The sequence below is a fragment of the Pseudoalteromonas sp. BMB genome (assembly GCF_001709235.1).
Lineage (GTDB): Bacteria > Pseudomonadota > Gammaproteobacteria > Enterobacterales > Alteromonadaceae > Pseudoalteromonas > Pseudoalteromonas maricaloris.
The window spans coordinates 159,407-178,582 of record NZ_MBQA01000001.1 but is presented as its reverse complement, the minus strand read 5'-3'; the positions used below and the strand labels follow the sequence as shown (position 1 = coordinate 178,582).

At 42.0% G+C, this 19,176-nt stretch carries 16 protein-coding genes; 4 read left to right on the top strand and 12 right to left on the bottom strand.

Annotation, left to right across the window (positions count from 1 at the left end):
- Positions 1–59: 59 nt before the first annotated feature.
- From BB427_RS00800 to BB427_RS00770, 7 genes are all read right to left on the bottom strand, one after another.
- A complete protein-coding gene (locus BB427_RS00800; protein ID WP_069018645.1) occupies positions 60–686 on the bottom strand; it encodes an SMI1/KNR4 family protein in 627 nt (208 codons plus the stop codon).
- A 78-nt stretch (positions 687–764) separates the two neighbouring features.
- Entirely contained in the window at positions 765–1,289 is a 525-nt protein-coding gene (locus BB427_RS00795; protein ID WP_069018644.1) for a DUF4303 domain-containing protein, read from the bottom strand.
- Positions 1,290–1,343: 54 nt separating this feature from the next.
- Positions 1,344–2,012 carry a hypothetical protein gene (locus tag BB427_RS00790; RefSeq protein WP_254663552.1) on the bottom strand — a complete coding sequence of 223 codons (669 nt, stop codon included), beginning with the start codon at positions 2,010–2,012 and terminating at the stop codon, positions 1,344–1,346.
- 345 nt (positions 2,013–2,357) lie between these two features.
- On the bottom strand, positions 2,358–3,185 hold the full coding sequence (locus tag BB427_RS00785; RefSeq protein ID WP_069018643.1) for a PD40 domain-containing protein: 828 nt from the start codon (positions 3,183–3,185) through the stop codon (positions 2,358–2,360).
- A gap of 302 nt (positions 3,186–3,487) precedes the next feature.
- On the bottom strand, positions 3,488–3,727 hold the full coding sequence (locus BB427_RS00780; protein WP_069018642.1) for a hypothetical protein: 240 nt from the start codon (positions 3,725–3,727) through the stop codon (positions 3,488–3,490).
- Between the two features lie 131 nt (positions 3,728–3,858).
- A complete protein-coding gene (locus BB427_RS00775) occupies positions 3,859–5,331 on the bottom strand; it encodes a serine hydrolase domain-containing protein (RefSeq protein WP_069018641.1) in 1,473 nt (490 codons plus the stop codon).
- Between the two features lie 84 nt (positions 5,332–5,415).
- Positions 5,416–6,366 carry a TolB family protein gene (locus BB427_RS00770; RefSeq protein ID WP_069018640.1) on the bottom strand — a complete coding sequence of 317 codons (951 nt, stop codon included), beginning with the start codon at positions 6,364–6,366 and terminating at the stop codon, positions 5,416–5,418.
- Between the two features lie 364 nt (positions 6,367–6,730).
- Here BB427_RS00770 and BB427_RS00765 point away from each other — a divergent pair, with 364 nt between their 5' ends.
- Complete coding sequence (locus tag BB427_RS00765; protein ID WP_069018639.1) at positions 6,731–7,939, top strand: porin; 1,209 nt, start codon at positions 6,731–6,733, stop codon at positions 7,937–7,939.
- Between the two features lie 134 nt (positions 7,940–8,073).
- Here the strand turns inward: BB427_RS00765 and BB427_RS00760 are convergent, their stop codons facing one another.
- Both BB427_RS00760 and BB427_RS00755 read right to left on the bottom strand, forming a co-directional pair.
- Positions 8,074–12,516, bottom strand: a complete 4,443-nt coding sequence (locus BB427_RS00760; protein ID WP_069018638.1) for a di-heme oxidoredictase family protein — start codon at positions 12,514–12,516, stop codon at positions 8,074–8,076.
- A gap of 349 nt (positions 12,517–12,865) precedes the next feature.
- Entirely contained in the window at positions 12,866–13,378 is a 513-nt protein-coding gene (locus BB427_RS00755; RefSeq protein ID WP_069018637.1) for a GNAT family N-acetyltransferase, read from the bottom strand.
- A 357-nt stretch (positions 13,379–13,735) separates the two neighbouring features.
- Here BB427_RS00755 and BB427_RS24310 point away from each other — a divergent pair, with 357 nt between their 5' ends.
- Positions 13,736–13,894 carry a hypothetical protein gene (locus BB427_RS24310; protein ID WP_019647551.1) on the top strand — a complete coding sequence of 53 codons (159 nt, stop codon included), beginning with the start codon at positions 13,736–13,738 and terminating at the stop codon, positions 13,892–13,894.
- Between the two features lie 304 nt (positions 13,895–14,198).
- On the opposite strand, the gene BB427_RS00750 is transcribed toward BB427_RS24310, so the two are convergent.
- A complete protein-coding gene (locus BB427_RS00750; RefSeq protein ID WP_069018636.1) occupies positions 14,199–14,744 on the bottom strand; it encodes a hypothetical protein in 546 nt (181 codons plus the stop codon).
- 174 nt (positions 14,745–14,918) lie between these two features.
- Positions 14,919–15,806: a LysR family transcriptional regulator gene (locus BB427_RS00745; RefSeq protein WP_069018635.1), complete on the bottom strand. Its 888-nt coding sequence runs from the start codon at positions 15,804–15,806 to the stop codon at positions 14,919–14,921.
- A gap of 105 nt (positions 15,807–15,911) precedes the next feature.
- On the opposite strand from BB427_RS00745, the gene BB427_RS00740 reads away from it, so the two are divergent.
- On the top strand, positions 15,912–16,778 hold the full coding sequence (locus BB427_RS00740) for an MBL fold metallo-hydrolase (RefSeq protein WP_069018634.1): 867 nt from the start codon (positions 15,912–15,914) through the stop codon (positions 16,776–16,778).
- Positions 16,772–17,395, top strand: a complete 624-nt coding sequence (locus BB427_RS00735; protein WP_069018633.1) for a DsbA family protein — start codon at positions 16,772–16,774, stop codon at positions 17,393–17,395. Before BB427_RS00740 ends, BB427_RS00735 begins: the two co-directional genes overlap by 7 nt.
- Before the next feature lie 143 nt (positions 17,396–17,538).
- Here the strand turns inward: BB427_RS00735 and BB427_RS00730 are convergent, their stop codons facing one another.
- The gene (locus BB427_RS00730) at positions 17,539–19,014 is read right to left on the bottom strand and encodes a serine hydrolase domain-containing protein (protein WP_069018632.1); all 1,476 of its coding nucleotides are present in this window, start codon (positions 19,012–19,014) and stop codon (positions 17,539–17,541) included.
- Positions 19,015–19,176 lie beyond the last annotated feature (162 nt).

The window sequence follows — 19,176 nt, the reverse complement described above, 5'->3', positions numbered from 1 at the left end:
ATTCAAAACGCAATACAGAGATAACTTCAAACCGGGATAAATAGCATGGTGAAAGTTAACTATACTGCGCGAAATAGCACTTTGACTGCATCTAAAAAATGGCCGGATTGCGGTTGTTTAGTATTAAAACTTCTACCACCATCGTCTTCGACCACAATACTGTAATTACCTGACTCAAGTTCAGCGGTATACCACTGCATAAACTCAGAGAACGACTTAGCAATCACAAACTTTTCGTCTTCATCACGACCAAAGTTTATCACTTGTCCAACTGTGCCATTTTCGGCCGGATCAAAATCTAAACCAAGGTAGTTGCCTGCCCAATCATGGGCAAACGGTACCCACTTTTTATTGGCATAAACTTCTTTGATAAACCCAGGAACGTGAGAGGTTGAAAACATGCTCAGCTCTTTCATTCCCTCTTCACCTTGTGAATCGATGATTTCAGCCCACGAACACCATTCTTCATAAACTCTGTCCAAAGGTAAAAAATTGAGTCCGTAAAATAAACCAGTATTGATTTCATCTTTTTGGCCGTCATGTTCGAGATACATCGCTTTCAATCGCTCAGGCAGTTCAACATCGAGCTTATTCTCTAGACTTGCTATTTCACTCGCTGTCGCTGGCTGATTAAGATCACACATAAGCTCAGGCAATGTTGCCTGTACCCATTCCATCAAGTTCATTTTAATTACTTCCTTATCACTTAAATCTAAGAGTTAATTCCATTGATATCTAAAATACGCGTGTTTGCTCATCCGCCTTCAACCAAACCGAGCATGCCAATCATTGAATCGGTTCAGCAACTCTGCGCTATTTAGCTTACGATTTGCTGCGCTTTCAAGTTCCAACATATGCTCGCTTGGATCTGTACTTAGCACTGACAGAAAAACATTTTTGGCAAAGACGCCTTCTTGCCTCAACTCTAAAAGCGCCAATACAAAAGCCTTGAAAGTGGGGTTGATAATTTCTTCAAGATAATTTTCATAGAGCTTTGCATCTTCCAGTTCAAGGCGAGCTGCGAGTAAAGTAGCAACACCTTTAAAATGCACATCCCTATCGCTTAAATCCCACTCAACGGGAGAGAACTCAAACTCAGTATTATCATCTTGTGAAAGCCATTGTTGTGTCATGGCAACGTGATAGAGCGTCATTACACTGTCATCAGTACATAAGGCATAACCGAGCAACTCATCTGGCTGGTGTATACGTTGGAGGTTTGTAAAAGTAGTTTTTACGGCATCTTTGACGAGACTTTTCAACTTATCAAAGTCAATCAAATCTGACATGGCACAACCTCCATACACTACACTCTGGATAACACACCAAACAGATCCGCAGGCTTATTTATCTGCTAATGACATCGACCCAACTATTTTGCCATTTTCGATTAAAAAGAGCCTATTTGCGATAGGTGCGTTACCGTAACTATCATCGTTCCAAGCTTCGCTATGTAAATAAATAAACTTATCCAATAAATCGTGCGATGCATCTCTGGATACCACCATTAATCCGGTACGTCTCGCTATTGAGACAAGTAGCTGTTCGGCATCTAGCATTTCGTGCGCTTTCAACATTTGCGTTTGAGATAAAATCGCTTCACTACTAAAAGACTCTCCGCTGGCAGTTAATACTTGGTTATTTAGCACTGCGGACGGGACAAAGGTTACATCTAAAGCATCAATATTTTGAAAAGCCTGTGGAACTACCACATTTAAATCGATCTCTTGACCATCTTGATGTGTTAAAAAAACGAAGTTATCTGGGGTATCATAACCAAAACCAATCACGACTTCTGGGTCATCTTCTGGGCCAATTAATACTGAATAAACCGCACCGTATTGAATACCTGGCCAATCTCCAGCCTTAATAATGGGATAAATTGTTCTATCCTTTAAGTCCATTGCTATTTCCTTATCTAAGTTGTTTGGTAAAGTAGTTTCTATTGGCATGCCTGCAACAACATCTCCCGAAAACGCAGCTACCAATAACAGTATTAAAAAGACCTTCATAAAAATTTAAGCCTCAATCAAGTAAGACGTACTGCGTAATTGTCGGTTCGAATGTGTTCGTACTTATGCTGACGGTTGTAAGGGAGATAAATAGACGCACTAGATTTTTGGATTTATTTTGCGATATCCATATCATGCTATCTAAATACGATACTATTCTCAGCAATCCCTGGCAGTATCCATGCTTTTTTATTAAATCACCTTTGTTCCTTTTTTCAAGGTAATTTTATTAGACCATTAATAAAAAATTCAGTGATGTAGAAAAAGGCATGCTTGCTTGCATGCATGCATGCATGCCGTTTAGTCTAGGTTTTTAGTGGTAGTATAACCAAGAATAATTGAGTGCTAGCGTGTTGGTCTCAGCGTTTCAATAACCTTCGCATCCATCCAGTATGGATTACCTTCCCAGTAACTGGAGCCGTCTTTTCTGACTTTTTTGTCACCTCGCCAAAAGAATAAATACTTTCCGTCTGGTGATACTTTTGGTCGTTGCTCGTACGCAGCCGTATTAATCGAATCTCCCATATTTATTGCGTTCGTCCACGTGCCATCTTGGTTACGAAAACTAATGTAGATATCAGGCGTGTTTTCACCTTCCTTTTCAGCATCCCACATAATATAAGACTCATCTGGCGCTATGTAGGGATGAGCAATGTACTTTCCTTGGTTAATTGCTTTACTCATTTTGTGCGGCGTTTCATATTTGCCATCAACAAGCCGTGAATAACTCAAATGCCCACTGCCGTCTTTCAAATCTAAGACATAAAAGTAGTGTGTCCCTTTTGCTGAGGTGGTATAGCCTCTGATTGGAATATCTTTAAAAGGCTCGATGTTTTGTATGTGTGAAACCGGTGGGCTAAATTGCTCCTGATATGCTTTTTTATCTGCTTCAGGTATTGATTTTTCAATCCATTGATTGTTGTTATATTGCATCACAATCCATGTTGGTTTTTGATATTCTCCACCAGAGCGAGTAAAAGAAAGCTCTGACATATCAGGCAAAAACAACACTTCAGTCTCACGGTGTTCATCCGTAGAAACGACACCTGGAGCAAATAATTCGGGTGTTAATCCCGGTACTTTTTGTCCTAAATCGTAATTATTTTGGGCATAACTTTTATCGCAAATTATTAAACTGCAAAACATAGCAATTAGAATGCTCATCTGCTTCATAAACTATCCTTTTATTAGAGCCTTTAGTTTTCAAGTAAATATAATTGCACTAGGATACAGACAAATCCAAGCACCTTTACAAAACCTGACAATGACACCAGTTTGTCTTAATACTTGCTCAATTTGAAGGAGCAAATCTGACGCTAACTGCGTTAAAGATTTCTTATTTAGAATAACTAAATAGCAAAATCTTTGTCTTGCCTACAGGACGTAGGTACCTTAGCGTGAGCAGGATGCGGAAGCGGTGTTATCGACAAGATTTTCTCGCCTCAAAATAGAGCACTTAATTAAGCAAATTGATGTTACACCGCAAAGCCTCGCCATTGCGGCATCAAAAGGCCTGCAATAAACCAAGGAACTTGTAGTACGAGAATACATAGTGCATACAAACGCAACTGCTCAGCAGTCCATAGCGCAGCAAACCATCCTATGATAAAGAACGGCTTCCACCCTTCTATTTTTGCAGCTCCACCAAAATTTAAAATCCAAAGCCAAAATGCCGCAAGTGTGACATGAGAGAGTATCCATGTAAGTAAACTCATACCTAATTCCTTGTCTCTATGTTCGTACCCGATCCAGCTTTCGCTTCAGAAAGTAAGCTAATGAAGCTGATATTAAACCACTTTAATCAATTGCATATTAACTTCTTGAACCCGGAATTTTCATTGTCTTTTTACCGCTTAGCTTGCTCATACTTTTCAACAATCGCATTGGCAATATCATTTAATTTCCCTTGCGTGTTGTTCGCTGAAACATTCGTGGCAATAAATATTCCTAACTTCTGCTTTGGATAAAGCGCAAGCCAAGTGGAAGTCCCCATAGAGCCTCCGCTGTGATAGAACATAGGATTAGCTGAGTGATACTCGTATGTATTCCAAAAAAATGCGTGGCCATGTTCACTACTGGTTTCTGTTAATAAGGTGCGCGACAACAGTACTTCTTCTGCTTGGGTGCTGAGTAAATACTGCATATAATCGGCAATCGAAGCCGCAGTGGATGTTAGTCCGCCTTCAGCGAACGAGTGTGGACTGAGTAACGGTGCAATTTTGCCGTTTCTATCTACCCCTCTCGTTATTTTACTTATCTCACTGGGCTCTAAACGAAACCTTGTGTGTTCTTCACCCGATTGTTCCGTGATCAATTGCGCAACAAGTGTGGATAATGGTTGGTTATACACGTTTTCCAAAATATACCCGGTCAGGTTTGCGCCAACATTGGAGTATTGAAATGTCTCACCAGGCGTTGAGGTAAGTTGGTACTGAGCTAAATCTTCAAAAAACTTCGCTTTTGAATAGTTAGAGAACAGCTCAAAAGCCTTGCCAGACTTTATATCTGCACTTGTATATGCAAAATCTTGCGGTAAACCACTTCTGTGAGTCGCGAGATGACGCAAAGTGATAGGTTTGCCTAGATGTTGCAGGTTTTGATAATCACCTTTTTGCAAGTACACCCTAATATCTTCATCTAGTTGCACTTTTTTATCTACTACCGCCTTGGCAAGCAACAACCCGGTATAAGTTTTAGTGATGGATGCAATTTCATACACGGTGTCATGGTGTGGCTTTGTACCATCAGGAAACTCGCCAAACTGTTTTTGATAGTTAAGCTTGTCATTCACAATGACGATGGAGGCAACTTGTGCATTTTCCTCAATCAGAAAATCAGTTAGTTTTTTCTCAACAAACGCGTCAAAGTCTAGTTTGCTATCGTTGTTGCAGGCGGTTAAAACCATCAAAAAGAGCATCAAACAAATTAGGGTTAATGATTTCACTAAACGTAGCAGCATATTTACTCTGTCGCCTTGATTAATGTATGCTAATAGAAGGCTTTTATTTACTTTATTATCAACTAGCCGCACGGCTATTTTGACGTTTTGCAGCGTTTGCAAGTTATCCTCATTCGCCTCAAACGCCTTTACTAAAGACTCATAGGCTTGCCAAGACTTAGGTTGATATTCGGTGTAACCTTCTGCGACTTCTATCGCTTCTAAGACTCGGCCTAGTCTAATCAAATACGTACTAATGAAGCCGAGCCTATTAACACTATTCCAACGCGTTGATCTTGGCAATATAGCAAAACCATAACCCTCACTTAATTCGTCGTAGTAGTTATCAATATTTTGTAGAGCATTACCAGGTTTAGTCACAATATCGCGATACTTCTTTTCCTTTTTTAGGTCGTCTCCAGCTACAGCAAAGTAAATAACTTAAGCTGCGGTCAGCGCACAGGCCTACTGGCGCTCACTTGTTTTCTTTAACTTTTTTAGCGTTTCTTGGTCAAGACCCGGCACAACTGTCGCTTGCGAGCTGTTTTGAAGTATTTTTTTGATAGACGTGCCATCCAAATTTATAGAAAAGATATCATAAAAGCCAAACACATTCTCTGAAGCGAAATACACCTTTGTGCCGTCTGGAGACCAAGATGGATCCCACTCTTGAATGTCATTACGGGTCAGTCGCTTGTTATTGGTTCCATCAATATCCATGACATATACTTCCTGATTCCCATCTCTATTAGATAGATAGGCTATTTTTGCGCCGTCTGGGGAAATTTGAGGAGACATGTTGTCAGTGTCATCTTGAGTGAGTTGAATAGCCTCACTACCATCCAAATTGGCTATGCTAATTTGGCTTGGGCTGGCTTTAGATTGATATAGTAATCGCCCATCTGGCATAAACTCTGGAGCACGACCTTCAAGATTTTTAATTTGGCGCTGTTCACTACCATCTGCATTCATTAACCAAATTTCTTCTTGCCAAACGCCTTCCTTATTTTCATATTCTCTGCCAAACGCTATCGTCATTCCATCCAAAGACCAAGCAGGTGCACTATCCCACACATATTTTTTACTGGTTAATCTTTTCAGATTGCGGCCAGTAATATCAACGGTATGAATTGACCATGTTTTGAAGTTATCGTATTTACCGTAAAAGGTTACTTTTTCTCCTGATGGTGAGACAGCAGGATAGCCGTCACTTGACGTGGCTTTCACGATCTTTACTGGCGATTTACCATCTTGGTCACTTAAGTAAACCGCTTTGCTATTACCGTCTTTAAAACCGTATATAATACCGTACGACTCTGATGATGGTTCACTATACGATTGAACTTCATGAATAAAAAGCAACATAATGGTGAAAAAACAAGCCAATTTTGAGGTGCCAATTTTTTTAACAAGCATTACTCAATCTCCCTTTTGTAGTTGTGTATCTAATTGGAAGACTACAGAAGTCTATCTACCAAAAACATGATGTTTTATTAATTTTTCGCTGAATTACAATTTTTCGTACTATTTTGCTGTTACAAAATGCAGATATTGCTATAAACCCTTATATTTATTGCGTAAAATCAATCAATAATCTCAGAACGCATACTTCCCTAACTCATTGATATTTAGATTCAATGAACAGAAAATGAATAAATTTACCAAAAATCACGTTGTTTTCTTGATATTTTTTCACTTTTGCCTGTATTTTAGCTTTGATAATCTCCATTTTTTAGCTAATTTAACCCTATTTAGCAACAACATTGAAACAAGGTAATTCATGAAAAGAACACTTGCTGCCACTCTTATCGCTAGCGTGACTACTATTCCAACAGTAAACGCTATCGAGATATTCAAAGATGAAAAGAATAGTGTCACGATTGGCGGCTTTATCGATGCTCGAGTTATTAACACTCAAGGCGAGACTGAGTTGGTAAACGGCGCATCGCGTATTAACTTTGACTTTAAACGCCAATTGAAAAACAACTGGCAGGCTTTCGCACTCCTTGAGTGGGGTGTAAACCCTGTTGGTAGTAGTGATATTGTTTACAGCAACCGCTTCGAATCAATACAAGACGAGTTTTTATATAACCGATTAGGTTATGTTGGTATTAAGCACGATGAATACGGCCAAGTTACCTTAGGAAAACAATGGGGCGCTTGGTACGACGTGGTATACAGCACCAACTACAGCTTAGTTTGGGATGGTAATGCCGCAGGTGTTTACACCTATAACAAAGACGACGGCGCGATCAATGGTACTGGTCGTGGTGATAAAGTGCTGCAATACCGTAATCAATTTGGCAAGCTGAGCTTTGCGGTACAAGCTCAGCTAAAATCTGACGATTTTTATACTTGTGATGTCGTTGATATTTCCAGCAGCTCATGTGAAACCCTATTTAATCAAGGGGATAGTGCAGCACAAATGGTAGAGTTTAATTCAACCTACGGCGCTTCACTCACCTATGCAGCAACCGAAAACTTAACCCTCACAGCCGGTGTTAACCGCGGAGAGTTTGATATTGTGTATGCTGCTGGTCGAAATCAATCGGTTAAAGATTTAATTTATGGCGTCGGTATTACCTATGGTGATTTCTATAAGCCAGGTTGGTATGGAGCTGCAAACATCAATAAAAACGAAAACCACGATACAGATAACCTAGGCCGCTTAATCAAGGATGCCGTTGGATTAGAGTCGCTTGTTAGCTACCGTTTTGACAATGACGTGCGTACATTTATCGCTTACAACGTATTTGATGCGGGCGATGACTATGTGATCCAACCAAATTTTAATGCTGATCCTAATGATGTTTTTAAGCGTCAGTTTGCCGTGATAGGCGCACACTACTTTATGTCTGAAGACACCATTTTGTACATTGAAGCGCGTAAGGACTTTAGTGACTTCTCAAGCGCCGATGCCGCGCAAGAAGCACAAATGTCACAAACCGAAGACGACGGTATCGCCATCGGTTTCCATTACACGCTGTAAGACTAAGCACTGTAATAACAACTTCAAGTGCATCAAAGCTCATGACTTTCATGAGCTTTGATGCACTAATTGATTTCAACATTCTGCCCGTGGCTGTATCTGGCCAAAATATACGATATTGAAAACTTACAAATTTACAGTGAGTTTAAAAATGCCAACACGGCTGATTTATCATTTGCCGACAAGCTTTCGTAAGCGACCCTCGCCGCTTGCGCTTCACCATCATGCCATAAAATAGCCTCTTCAATCGTTCGCGCACGACCATCGTGCAGATAGCTTGGCTCAGCGGTACAAAACTCATTGCCTTGCCCACCTAACACATTATCAACACCACCTGTCACACAAGCAGACAATCCAATCCCCCATAATGGCGCTGTTCGCCACTCAGCACCGCTCGCGATGCCTTCACCTAAGTTATCCGCAAGGCCAGGGCCCATATCATGTAGTAATAAATCAGTATACGGATGGATCGTTTGCGCACGTAACTCCGCAAATGGATGATACTCACTGGTTTCAAATGTTGCTGTATGGCAACCTTCACAGCCAATTGAGGTAAAGCGCGCCTTTCCTAATTGCACCTCAAGGTCGTCAAGCCCACGCTGCGCTCTTACACCCAATAAAGCGATATATTTGCTTAGCGCAGTGAGATGTTGATCAGACACTTCTACACCGCCACCTCCGCAGCTTGATTGTGATGCCCCACAGTCAGGATTTGGAAATACCGAGTTGGTTACCCCCATATCCGTATTAAATGCACTAGCGACTTGGTGTTTAATTGATGCCGCCGCAGCTTTGTAGCCAAAGCGTCCTAACCGTGTTTGACCAGTAATAGGATCGTTCACGCGCTGCGCTTTGCCCGAAATACCGTCGCCGTTACTGTCGTTTTCATCCGCCAGGGCTAACACCGCACTCTCTGGTATCGCTTCAAGTAAGCCCAAACCCACCAGCTGAGGCGCGATACGGGCTGAATAGCGTGCTGGAGTGGTTTTATTAAATTGGTAATTGGGTGAACGCAAACCATTATTTTCAGTCCACGAGGCAATCGTTACATCTCCCTCGCCTTGCGTCTCGGTATCTATGCCTGTGTTTTTAGGCTGTAACACATTCCCCAATAAGGGATGGGTGTTGCCATTGATATCGGCCACTTTAAACACCCATTTTGCCAATGAGCCGCCAATAGCTGGTGGCGCCGCTCGACCATTGCGGACATGGCAAGCTGCGCAACTGTCGTTGATATAGTGTGGGCCTGACTTTCCAACCACCGCACTAAACACGCCATTTTCTCCGTTGCGTTCATCGTGCTCACCATTAACAAAACTACTGTGGTGAACACGTCGCCCCTGAACAAATGCCTGTCCATTTTGGCTCGATAAATTGGTCGCCATTTGCATAAAGTGATTATCAGGCTCATTGGTGTAATTGTATGGCAATGTGGTTTTGCCTCCTAACCACCCCGCTTCTGCAATCGGGTAAGAATCTTCGCGTTGTGATGATGGATCAGCAAAGTCGCCAACGGTTTTCCATGGGACAAGCCCTTCACCTACCATGTATAAATACGTTGTACCATAATAATTTTCTCGCCCTTCTGGTGGCGCATCAAGAAACTGGCTAACTTCAAACTCCATGCGCTGACCAACTTCAAGAGGCAAAAAGCCTGCCGCTGGGTCCCAATTTAGCGGTCTGTAGTCATCAATGATCACTCTGTAACGATATTGATCACCTGAATCACTTATCTTATTAAAGTTCGTATCATAACTGCCGTTATCAAGCTCAACGACCGCACCGCCACCAAAGTAATTACCATGGTACTCAGCAACTGTGCCTAACCCACGATACCAAGCACGAAATTCGCGCGCACCGAGTTTCCATTCTGTAATAAAGGTCACTTCAATGCGTGAGCCGCCTTTAGCTACAAAATCAGCGATTTCAAATTGCGCAGTTCGATGCGTCCAATAATGCGATAAATAGTGATCATAGATTTGAAACTGGTCTTCTTTTGCATGGCGGTCTCGGCCGCGATCAGCAAAACGCGTAATTATTGCATCTCCACGGTCATAACTCACAGCTTGCTCTAAAGGTGTTGTTGCATCATAAAGTGGCACAATAGTGCCAAAGCTGATCTCACAACCTTGGCTGTCAACTTGGCGGCCAGTAGGTGTATTGGGACATTGATCTAGATTATCTGGTACACCATCGTTATCGCTATCATTGTTAGATGAACCAGCGATATTGAACTCAAGCCAGTTTAGATTTAACTCGCCACCCGCCATTTCAACACGAACGGTATGCACGCCCTCATCTAACGTAATCGACGCAATATTTTGACTAATAAAGGTTTGCCAGCCACCCGTAGCAGGCACAACGGTACTGGCAACTAGATTACCATTCACAAGAACATTATACGCTCCGTCACCAACTTGGGAGGCAACGCGTGCGGTCAAGTTATAGCTTCCCGCGCCTAAATTAGCCTGATATTCGAGCCACTCTCCCGCCGACGTCCAACCTACGTTGTAGCCACCGCCGTTGTCACTGGTCAGCTCAATATCAACATCATCATTGCGATATTCGCCACCTGTATTGCCTGCATCGTTATCAAAATAGTTGCTATAGTCTTCCGCTTCGATACGAAGTTGTTCAGTAATTAAAATACTACATCCATCGGTGTTTACCACATCCCCCACAGGCGTATCTGGACACTGATCGATACCATCATTCACGCCATCACCATCGCTATCATTACCAGCTGAGGATTCTGAAAGTATATAGGCTTGCTCTGCGGTATCTACGACCGTTCCGTCCTCATGTAGGTAAGTGAACCAAAAACTAACCACATCCCCCACTGCTAGCCCAGATATTGTCAGCTCATTGCGACCATTAATCACTTGCATGCGGACATTTTGCTGCACACCGCCGTTGACTCGATAATGAACATCCGCCCAGCCGGTAGTGTTAACATAGAAAGTTAAGGTATCCAGAGAGACCTGTTCCAATCCATCGGGTAAATTATTCAGTGAACAGCCATTCGCATCAACTTCTTCATTTGGTTGAGTATTTGGGCACTGATCGACGCTATCCGCAACACCATCTTGATCGCTATCAACAGGCGCACTACCGCCTCCTGTCCAAGTAATATCGTCAATTGCCATTTGAAAAGAATAGTTAGGTTCTTGCCCAGCGACAGAGACAATATTGAAGTGATTTTTAATTGATTGTAATGCCACTAAGCTACCCGCTAACTCAGTGATTGGAATACGCACTTCACCCCATTGACCATCACGAACAAGGCCATACTGATTGGTGTTCGCGGGGAATGTGATCCAGTTCTCATTAGTATAAGTATCAGCAATGCCAATTCTGAAACTCACATCCGCAGGAATTTTAATCTTAAAATTTAAGTAACCATCCCTAAAGTTGCTCATGTCTCGTGTTTGACGGCTTTGAATACCGGCCCCAAACCACTGCGCTGGCGAATACTGCCATGCAATCACCTCGTTGCCTTCATAGGCAGGGGTATTACCCTGAGTGAGTGAGTTTTGGTTCCACACATAAATATCCGCGTTGCTTCCCGGCACTAACTGATTATCGCTTGGCCCCTCACTAAAAACGCCAAAGGTGCCAACTTCGGGCGCAGTGACATTGCCGCTGAACACTTCACCTTGACCATCTAGCTCATAAATACGCACATAATCCACCACCATTTTCCCAGGAAGTGGCGCGCTCACCTGTTCATTGCTAAGCGCGTCCGTAAATAACCCGCCGACAGCCAAATTCATCAATAGATAAAATGGCGCGTTGAATTCATTTGACTCTTCACTGATAGCAAACGGGCTATCGAACATATCATATTCGACCCCATTATCCTCAACTGTGAAACGGATCGTTTCTTCGGTCCAATAAGTACGATAGATAACAAAGCGATTGGTTAAGGGGGTTGAGGACAAATGTGCATTATCGGTTTTGTATGCCACACTTGCTGCACAGGTTGGATTACCTTCATTGCAGGCGGCATCTGCATAAAAAATTAAGTTTGAGCCTGTATAGTTATTACTTGGCGCACCGGGAAAGCCTGCATCATTACGAGCGGCTTGAGATTGGCCCATCTCCATGATGTCGATTTCGCCTTTTGCCGGCCAGCTAGCTGTACTCGTCCCTAGCATCCAAAGTGCAGGCCAAAGCCCCGTGTCGACATCAGATACCTTCATTCTGATCTCTATCATGCCATATTGCACAGCAAGCTTATTCTTACTCTGGATCTTACCTGAGGTAAATGCCTTGCCGCCTATCGCTTGATTTTTTGCTTCAAGAACAAGGCCTTTGTTTCCCGCCTCGCCTACAATGTCGCTAATATAGACATTATTTTCACTGTACCACTGTAATTCTTGATTACCCCAACCACATATACCTTGGTCACAACCATCCCCGATATCTATATTCCATGTGTTGGTATCTAAATTATTAAAATTATCTTCCCAAAGTAAATTCCCCACAGCCGCGTTACTTTGCGAAGACGCACAAACAATTAGACTGATAACGCTAATGTTTGCGAGCTTTGCGATTAACTTGCTACTCGTTTTCACTTTATGTCTCCAAATGTAATGTATAAAACTGCTTTAGTGATCAACCACTAAAACACGGATCCTTTTAATCACTTCATAAACTGCAGAAATGAAAGCGCTTACATTTCAATCCATAACAACCCCGAACAATTGAAAAATATAGCGCTTTTCAAACACACAAGCTTTACTACACACCTTTCAGCGCGGTGTAATCGTATGTTGAATGTTAAATCTAACATGTAAGCGCTTACATTAACAAGAAAATAACAACAATTGTTATATTTTTTACTTTTGTCAATTGATAGACTAACGACAAATAGAGCGCTGTGACCAAAGCACACTCAGGGAAATAAAAGTCAAACCGCTGAGGTCAACAGACACGATGGATCTCATATTCAAAGAAAAGTGGACTGTTTTCATCATGCACTTGCTGTGAAAACCCCAGCTTTTTGAGCAACTGAATGGACGCATGGTTGGATTGCTCCACTCCCGCAATGAGGGTACTCCAAAGCTCTACATTGGTAACTGCATGGATAAACCCTTGCAGCAATTCACTGGCGTAACCTTTGCCCCAGTGCTTTTCAGCCAATAAGTAACCGATATGCGCATCACTTTCGTTTTCAACGTAAACAAACAAGAAGCCAATTGTCTCATGCTGCCCAAGCTTAACTTGCAGTAAGCGGCTCTCTGAACGCATACGCTGAAACCAGTTTTCGGCCTGTTTTGTTGAATTAATACCATGAAAATAAGGGGGAAGGTTTTCAACCACATTAGAACTCAGGATATGGGGAATTTGCTCTATCAGCCGTTCACGATCGAGTGCCGGAAGATCGTCGTTAACCTCAATAATGTGCAACCTTAAGGTCTGAAATGATAATGCCATTAGCTTCCTACTTTTTATCAACTCGATTGTTATCCTAACTAGGATACTAGCATTGCTTCTTTTAATGTGTAAGGCGTATACAGCTATTTGCTGCAACAATTGATTGAATATAGGTTGCACAATCAACAAGATTGACATGCACAAAAGTCTAACGCTGTCATTTTTATTTACTTGATAAAAATTCAATATAATAAACAACTTAAAAAACAAACAACTAAAAGATCTACTGAAGTTATTTGCCATCCCCGCTTGAAATATGTTGAAAAATTAAACAGATTATTTAACAGGTGAGTACTTAGAAATAGGTATTTATCTACATTACCGAATAATCAAAGATAAAAAATAACTGGATACAACATGAAACTGAAAAAAGTAAAATTAAAAAACCTTAACGCAAATAAAGCGCTAGATGCTAAACAAACGAAAGAAATAGCAGGCGGAACCGGCGCTTACAGTAAAGACTACGGCGCATGCTATACCACTCCTGAATTTTGCCCAACAGTTTACATTTGCTAAGTATGCCAAGCCCAGCAACTAGCTGGGCTTAGTTTTAAGTAAAAAGTAATTGAGAAATAGCGATAACTGAGAGTTATGGATCGAAATATTAGCTATTGTTATTCGCATATTTCCTGCTTCGAATAACTATAAAGGCCTTTAATGCCCAAGGAGCACTGATAGCGAACACAGTCATCAAAGCTGAACTCGTGCGAATAACCAGAATAATAGTTATGTTTAACTTGGATTTTTAATTTTCTGAACTAATGGGGAGCCAGTAAATATTCTGAGTTCATTCATCCGTCCCAAGCTCTTCATTTTCAGGCTACTTAGTGGTCGCTGCCTTTTTATAATACACACCAACTTCTTCGGTGAGTAAGGATAGGCTTTGTAGATTACTCTTTTCTTGATCTGTGAGAGAAGACCAAATAGGTCGGTTTGCCGGCAAGTATGGGGTCACTATCCTATTTATTGAATTCGATATTATCTTAAGGTGGTCAAACACTCTGACTTGGAATTTCTCCAGTCCATCAGTTCCTGATCTCGAATCAATCTCTAACATCACATTTTGCAGAGAAGGAAAATATAATTGATTACCGGGATGAACTGCGTTGTACTGCATCTTGAGTAATATTCCACTTAAATGACTAATGTTAATATTTTCACCTTGTTCAGCACCAAATTTAATATCTTGAAGAAGTAGATTGAGTTCAAGATTTGCTTTTCGCAGGGTCTGCTTTTGAACTTTTTCTTCAGCGGAACTTTTCTGAATCTCAGCATATTGCCAAGATACAAAACCGATCACTACAGAGGACAAAAACCAAAGTACAAAAGGCTGGTTTAATATTTCTAAAATTCTTCCTCGGCTCATTCCTAAACCTCACAATTAACACCGTGTAATGTTAATTTATCTTAGCAGAGTAATGGCAGAGCACATAAACGAAACAAATCGCTGTTTTCAGTGTAACGCGTTATCAAATTTGAGAGAGTGCTTATTTCAACGTTAATTGCCATATAGAAGCCCGTGGTAATCCCGTACAACACTTCACCATGGCGTGTTGGCAAAATAGTGAGACAAATAGTCTATCAACGCCCTCACGGTTGGAGACATATACTTTCTCGAAGAATAGAGCACGTATATATTCATATCGCTTGGCTTCCAATCAGGTAGTACCGGCTTAAGCTCGCCAGATTTGATGTAGCGGTTAACCAAATAAGTGGGTTGAATTGCCAGACCAGCGCTATTTAACGCTGCGTGCAATAAGGCCGTTGCTTCGTTCGCAGTTAAACGGCAGTTTACGGCTACCGACTGTTGTGAGTTACCTTTGCGCAAATGCCAGATATGCTGCTGAAAATTCTTATACCCAAGGCACAAGTGCTCAGCTAGATCATCTGGCTTTTTGATTTCACTTGCATTCGCAAGGTATTGCGGCGACGCCACGATAACTGAGCTACATACTGCAATTGATTTACCAATCAAAGAAGGGTCCGGTGCAGAGGCAATACGAATAGCCAGATCTATCTGACTCTCAGTGAGATCGGCCACAGAATCTTGCAAATCAATGTCAATATTTACGTCGGGATGTGCTGACATAAACTGTTGAATAGCGGGCACTAGTTGAGAAAAGCCAAAAGACATACTGGTTGCTAGTCGAACCGTACCAGACAGTTTGCCGCTGGTATTCGCCAAGCCGGTTATGGTGTCGGCTTGCCTCAGCCACTGTCTCACTTCTTCCAAGCAGCACTCCCCTGCTGTCGTTAAAGACACCCTTCTCGTGGTGCGATGTAATAAACGAATGTTTAGCCAGCTCTCCATTGCTTCAATGTACCGAGTTACCATAGGGCGAGACATATCTAGCCTGTCAGCCGTCGCGGTAAAGCTACCCGTGATTGCAACGTCGGCAAAGACCTTAGCAGCGGTAAGTTTATCCATTCATTTGCTCGATTTATGAAACAATGATGTTTAGTTTGGCATGTTTTTCTGAGCCTATCAATTTCATATCATCTGCTCCGTACTAAACCTATTGAGGCAAAAGATATGAAACACCTAACGTTGATAGCAGCATCGACTTTATTAGCAAGCAATGCGATGGCAGCAAACACCGCCCCACTTACACTGGATGTTTATAACGCTGACAAAAACAGCTTCCACGTTAACTCAACGCTGGTGATTGGTGAGAGTGAAGTAATGGTCGTAGATACAGGTTTTACCAAAGCGGATGCTCTACGCATAGCAGCCAAAGTACTCGACAGCGGCAAAACCTTAAAGACGATTTTTATCAGCCAAGCCGATCCGGACTATTATTTTGGCGCAGAAGTGCTACACGCCTTGTTCCCAGAAGCTAAGATCCTAACCACAGCTGCCGTAAAAGCAGTGATTGAAGAAAAACTCGCGGGTAAATTAGCATTCTGGACACCAAAAATGGGGGAAAATGCGCCTGTTAAGCCATACATCCCAACAGTTGTAGAGGGAAACACACTCTTTGTAGATGGGCACAAAATAGAGATCCACGGCACGCAATCTGAGCTGGCACACCGCCCCTACTTATGGATCCCGTCAAGTAAAGCAGTTCTTGGCAATGTTGCAGTCTACGGTAATGTGCACTTATGGATGGCCGATGCGCAATCCCAACGCAGTCAACAAGCGTGGAGTCGCCAATTAAAAGAGTTAAAAGCACTGAAGCCAGAGGTTGTAATACCTGGTCACATGAAAGCAGGCACCAAACCTGATGCAAGTACCATAAGCTACTCGCAGCAGTATTTAAGCGACTTTAGTCAGGCAAAAATCAGCAGCAAAAATAGCGCAGAACTGATTGATAGTATGTCTGCACGCTACCCTGATGCAGGATTACCTATGGCGTTGGGTATTGGTGCTAAGGTACATATGGGAGAGATGAAATGGTAAAAGTGCACTACTTTTTCGATCCCATGTGTGGCTGGTGTTACGGTGCGACTTCACTGTTGGATGCAATTGCAACCAACAGTGACCTCAAGCTTGAACTGCATCCTGGAGGTATGATTGCCAATCAATCTATAGAAAAAGCGTTCCGCAGTCACATTCTCACAAGTGATGCGCGTATAGCCAGCATAACAGGCGCGCAGTTTGGCAAAGGTTACATCCAAAGAGTGAAGAGTAACGATCCGATGATCCTTGACTCATACATCACCGCTCGTGCCATCATAACCGCTGAGCAATTGGGCATAGCGCCACTTAACATGCTTAAAACTATTCAGCATGCCCACTATGTAGAGGGCAAAAAGGTTAACCGAACTGAAGTCATAGAAGGACTCGCGGTAGAGCTTGGGCTAGATAAAAACCACTGGCAACGAGCTATGCTGGCAAACCAAGGGGCTGAGCAAACAAAAATCGTGCAAAGCCGCCTATTAATGCAAAAGCTTCAAGTTACTGGCTACCCAACCCTTATCCTTGAAAAGCATGATACGTTCGTAAAGCTTCCACATACTGCCTATTACGGTAAGCCCGATGCTTGGCGCCAGCTAATTGATGACTATATACACTAGTTCTATGACAAGCTTTTGAATTGAAATTGGATTTGCTGTTACGCTAATGCGAGCCCCAAAAGGGGCTGTCGGCATATCCGCTACACAACTTTGACGTTGTCACACCAATTTGCATTTAGATTGCAACTAACCTTGCCTCTGAATTATCTAACTTTTTGGAATTGCCAATCCTTTAATTCGATAACGGACATGCTTTTATCAGCGGTTAGTTCGTAGAACTTACCCGGTCTAAGTTCTACTATAAATTCATTATCTGCTTGTCCACTGTAAACCTTGCTCTGTAAATCCCCCCAAGCAAGATGTAAATCGCTGTCTCTCTGTTTAATAGTCAACCGTCCAACTCCCGTGTTTTCGTATACACCTTCAAGTAATGACTTAAGCGAAGGTGATATGCTCCCGCGTTTTGACAAATCTTCTCTTTTAGCGGCAAGTTCTGCCTTTGCTTTCTCGACATAAACAGCAAGATCAGTCATCTCCTCTTGATGGAATTCAATAAGCTTACTCACATCTTGATTAGTTAACATTTTATAAGCGATTTCAGTTATTCTGCCATTTAACTCATTTGCAATGAGCCCACTTTCGTTATGAACAACAACGACACCAAGATTTTTTTCGGGAGCGTAAGATACTTGAACAGAAGCGCCATCAAATCCCCCTGTGTGCATTAACACACTTTCACCAGCGACTTTTGAGTGCATCCATCCCCATCCATAGCCGGAAAAATAGCTATCAATATCACTAACCAGTAGTTGTTGAGACGCTCTTACAACCGACTTGGGAAACGCTGAGCGCTCTACATTTATTGGTAGCAAGTGGGTTATCAACTTACCCCAATCATTTGGTCTGGCAAAGATACCCACTGAATACAAAGTCGCATTGTTTTTATTCATATAAATCTCAGATTGACCACTTCGAAATTTATATGAATATGGGCTTGGAATAGGCCAATTTTGCAATCTCGCTTGGTCAACATCTGCTGTTGAATTTTTCATTCCTGCAGGTGAAAGCACTAGCTCTTTAATCGCGTTGGGCCATCCTCCTTCATAATTCTCATCAAACCATATTGCTAAAAGATTGTACCCAAGGTTTGTGTAACCAAACTCACCTTGTTTAATTTTCGGGTGCTGTTTTAGCGAGGAAACAAAATGAAGTCGTTGCTTTTTGTCATGGTTTCCGGTGTAAGAAAAAGTCCATGTCATCGCGTCATTTGTTAACCCAGAGCGATGAGACAATAAATCTCTGACTGAGTAGTTGTCAGGATTGATATAAGAAAACTTAACGTTTGGAAATAGCTGCCTCAAGGTAGAGTCCTTAGAAAGCAAACCCTTTTTTTCAGCCTGTAATGTCGCCAGCCCCATTATCGCTTTAGTTGTCGAAGCGAAGTAGTAAACCGAATTTGTATCGACAGGGATCTGCTTTTCAACATTCGCCATACCAACGTGAACTTCGTGAGTAATTTGACCACCCTTAATCAATACAACGGATGTGCCTGAAACCGAATTAGTCACGGACTTGGCTTTAACGATAAAGTTGTCTAAAGGCGTATATTCTGACGCTACACTGACAGAGCTGATGAAACAAAGTAAATAAACTAAGCGAACAAAAGTTTTACTAGCCATGTGGTTTCCCTTCCGAATAGATAAGTGCTGCATAGTGCTTTGTAGTACACAATATCACTGAACCACATAACGCACAACATAATGAAAGTTAAACAAAAATCCGGAAGGTTAGATTAAAGACCATCAGAAAAAAGAGAGCCTCCCCCTTGATAAATTGGCCTA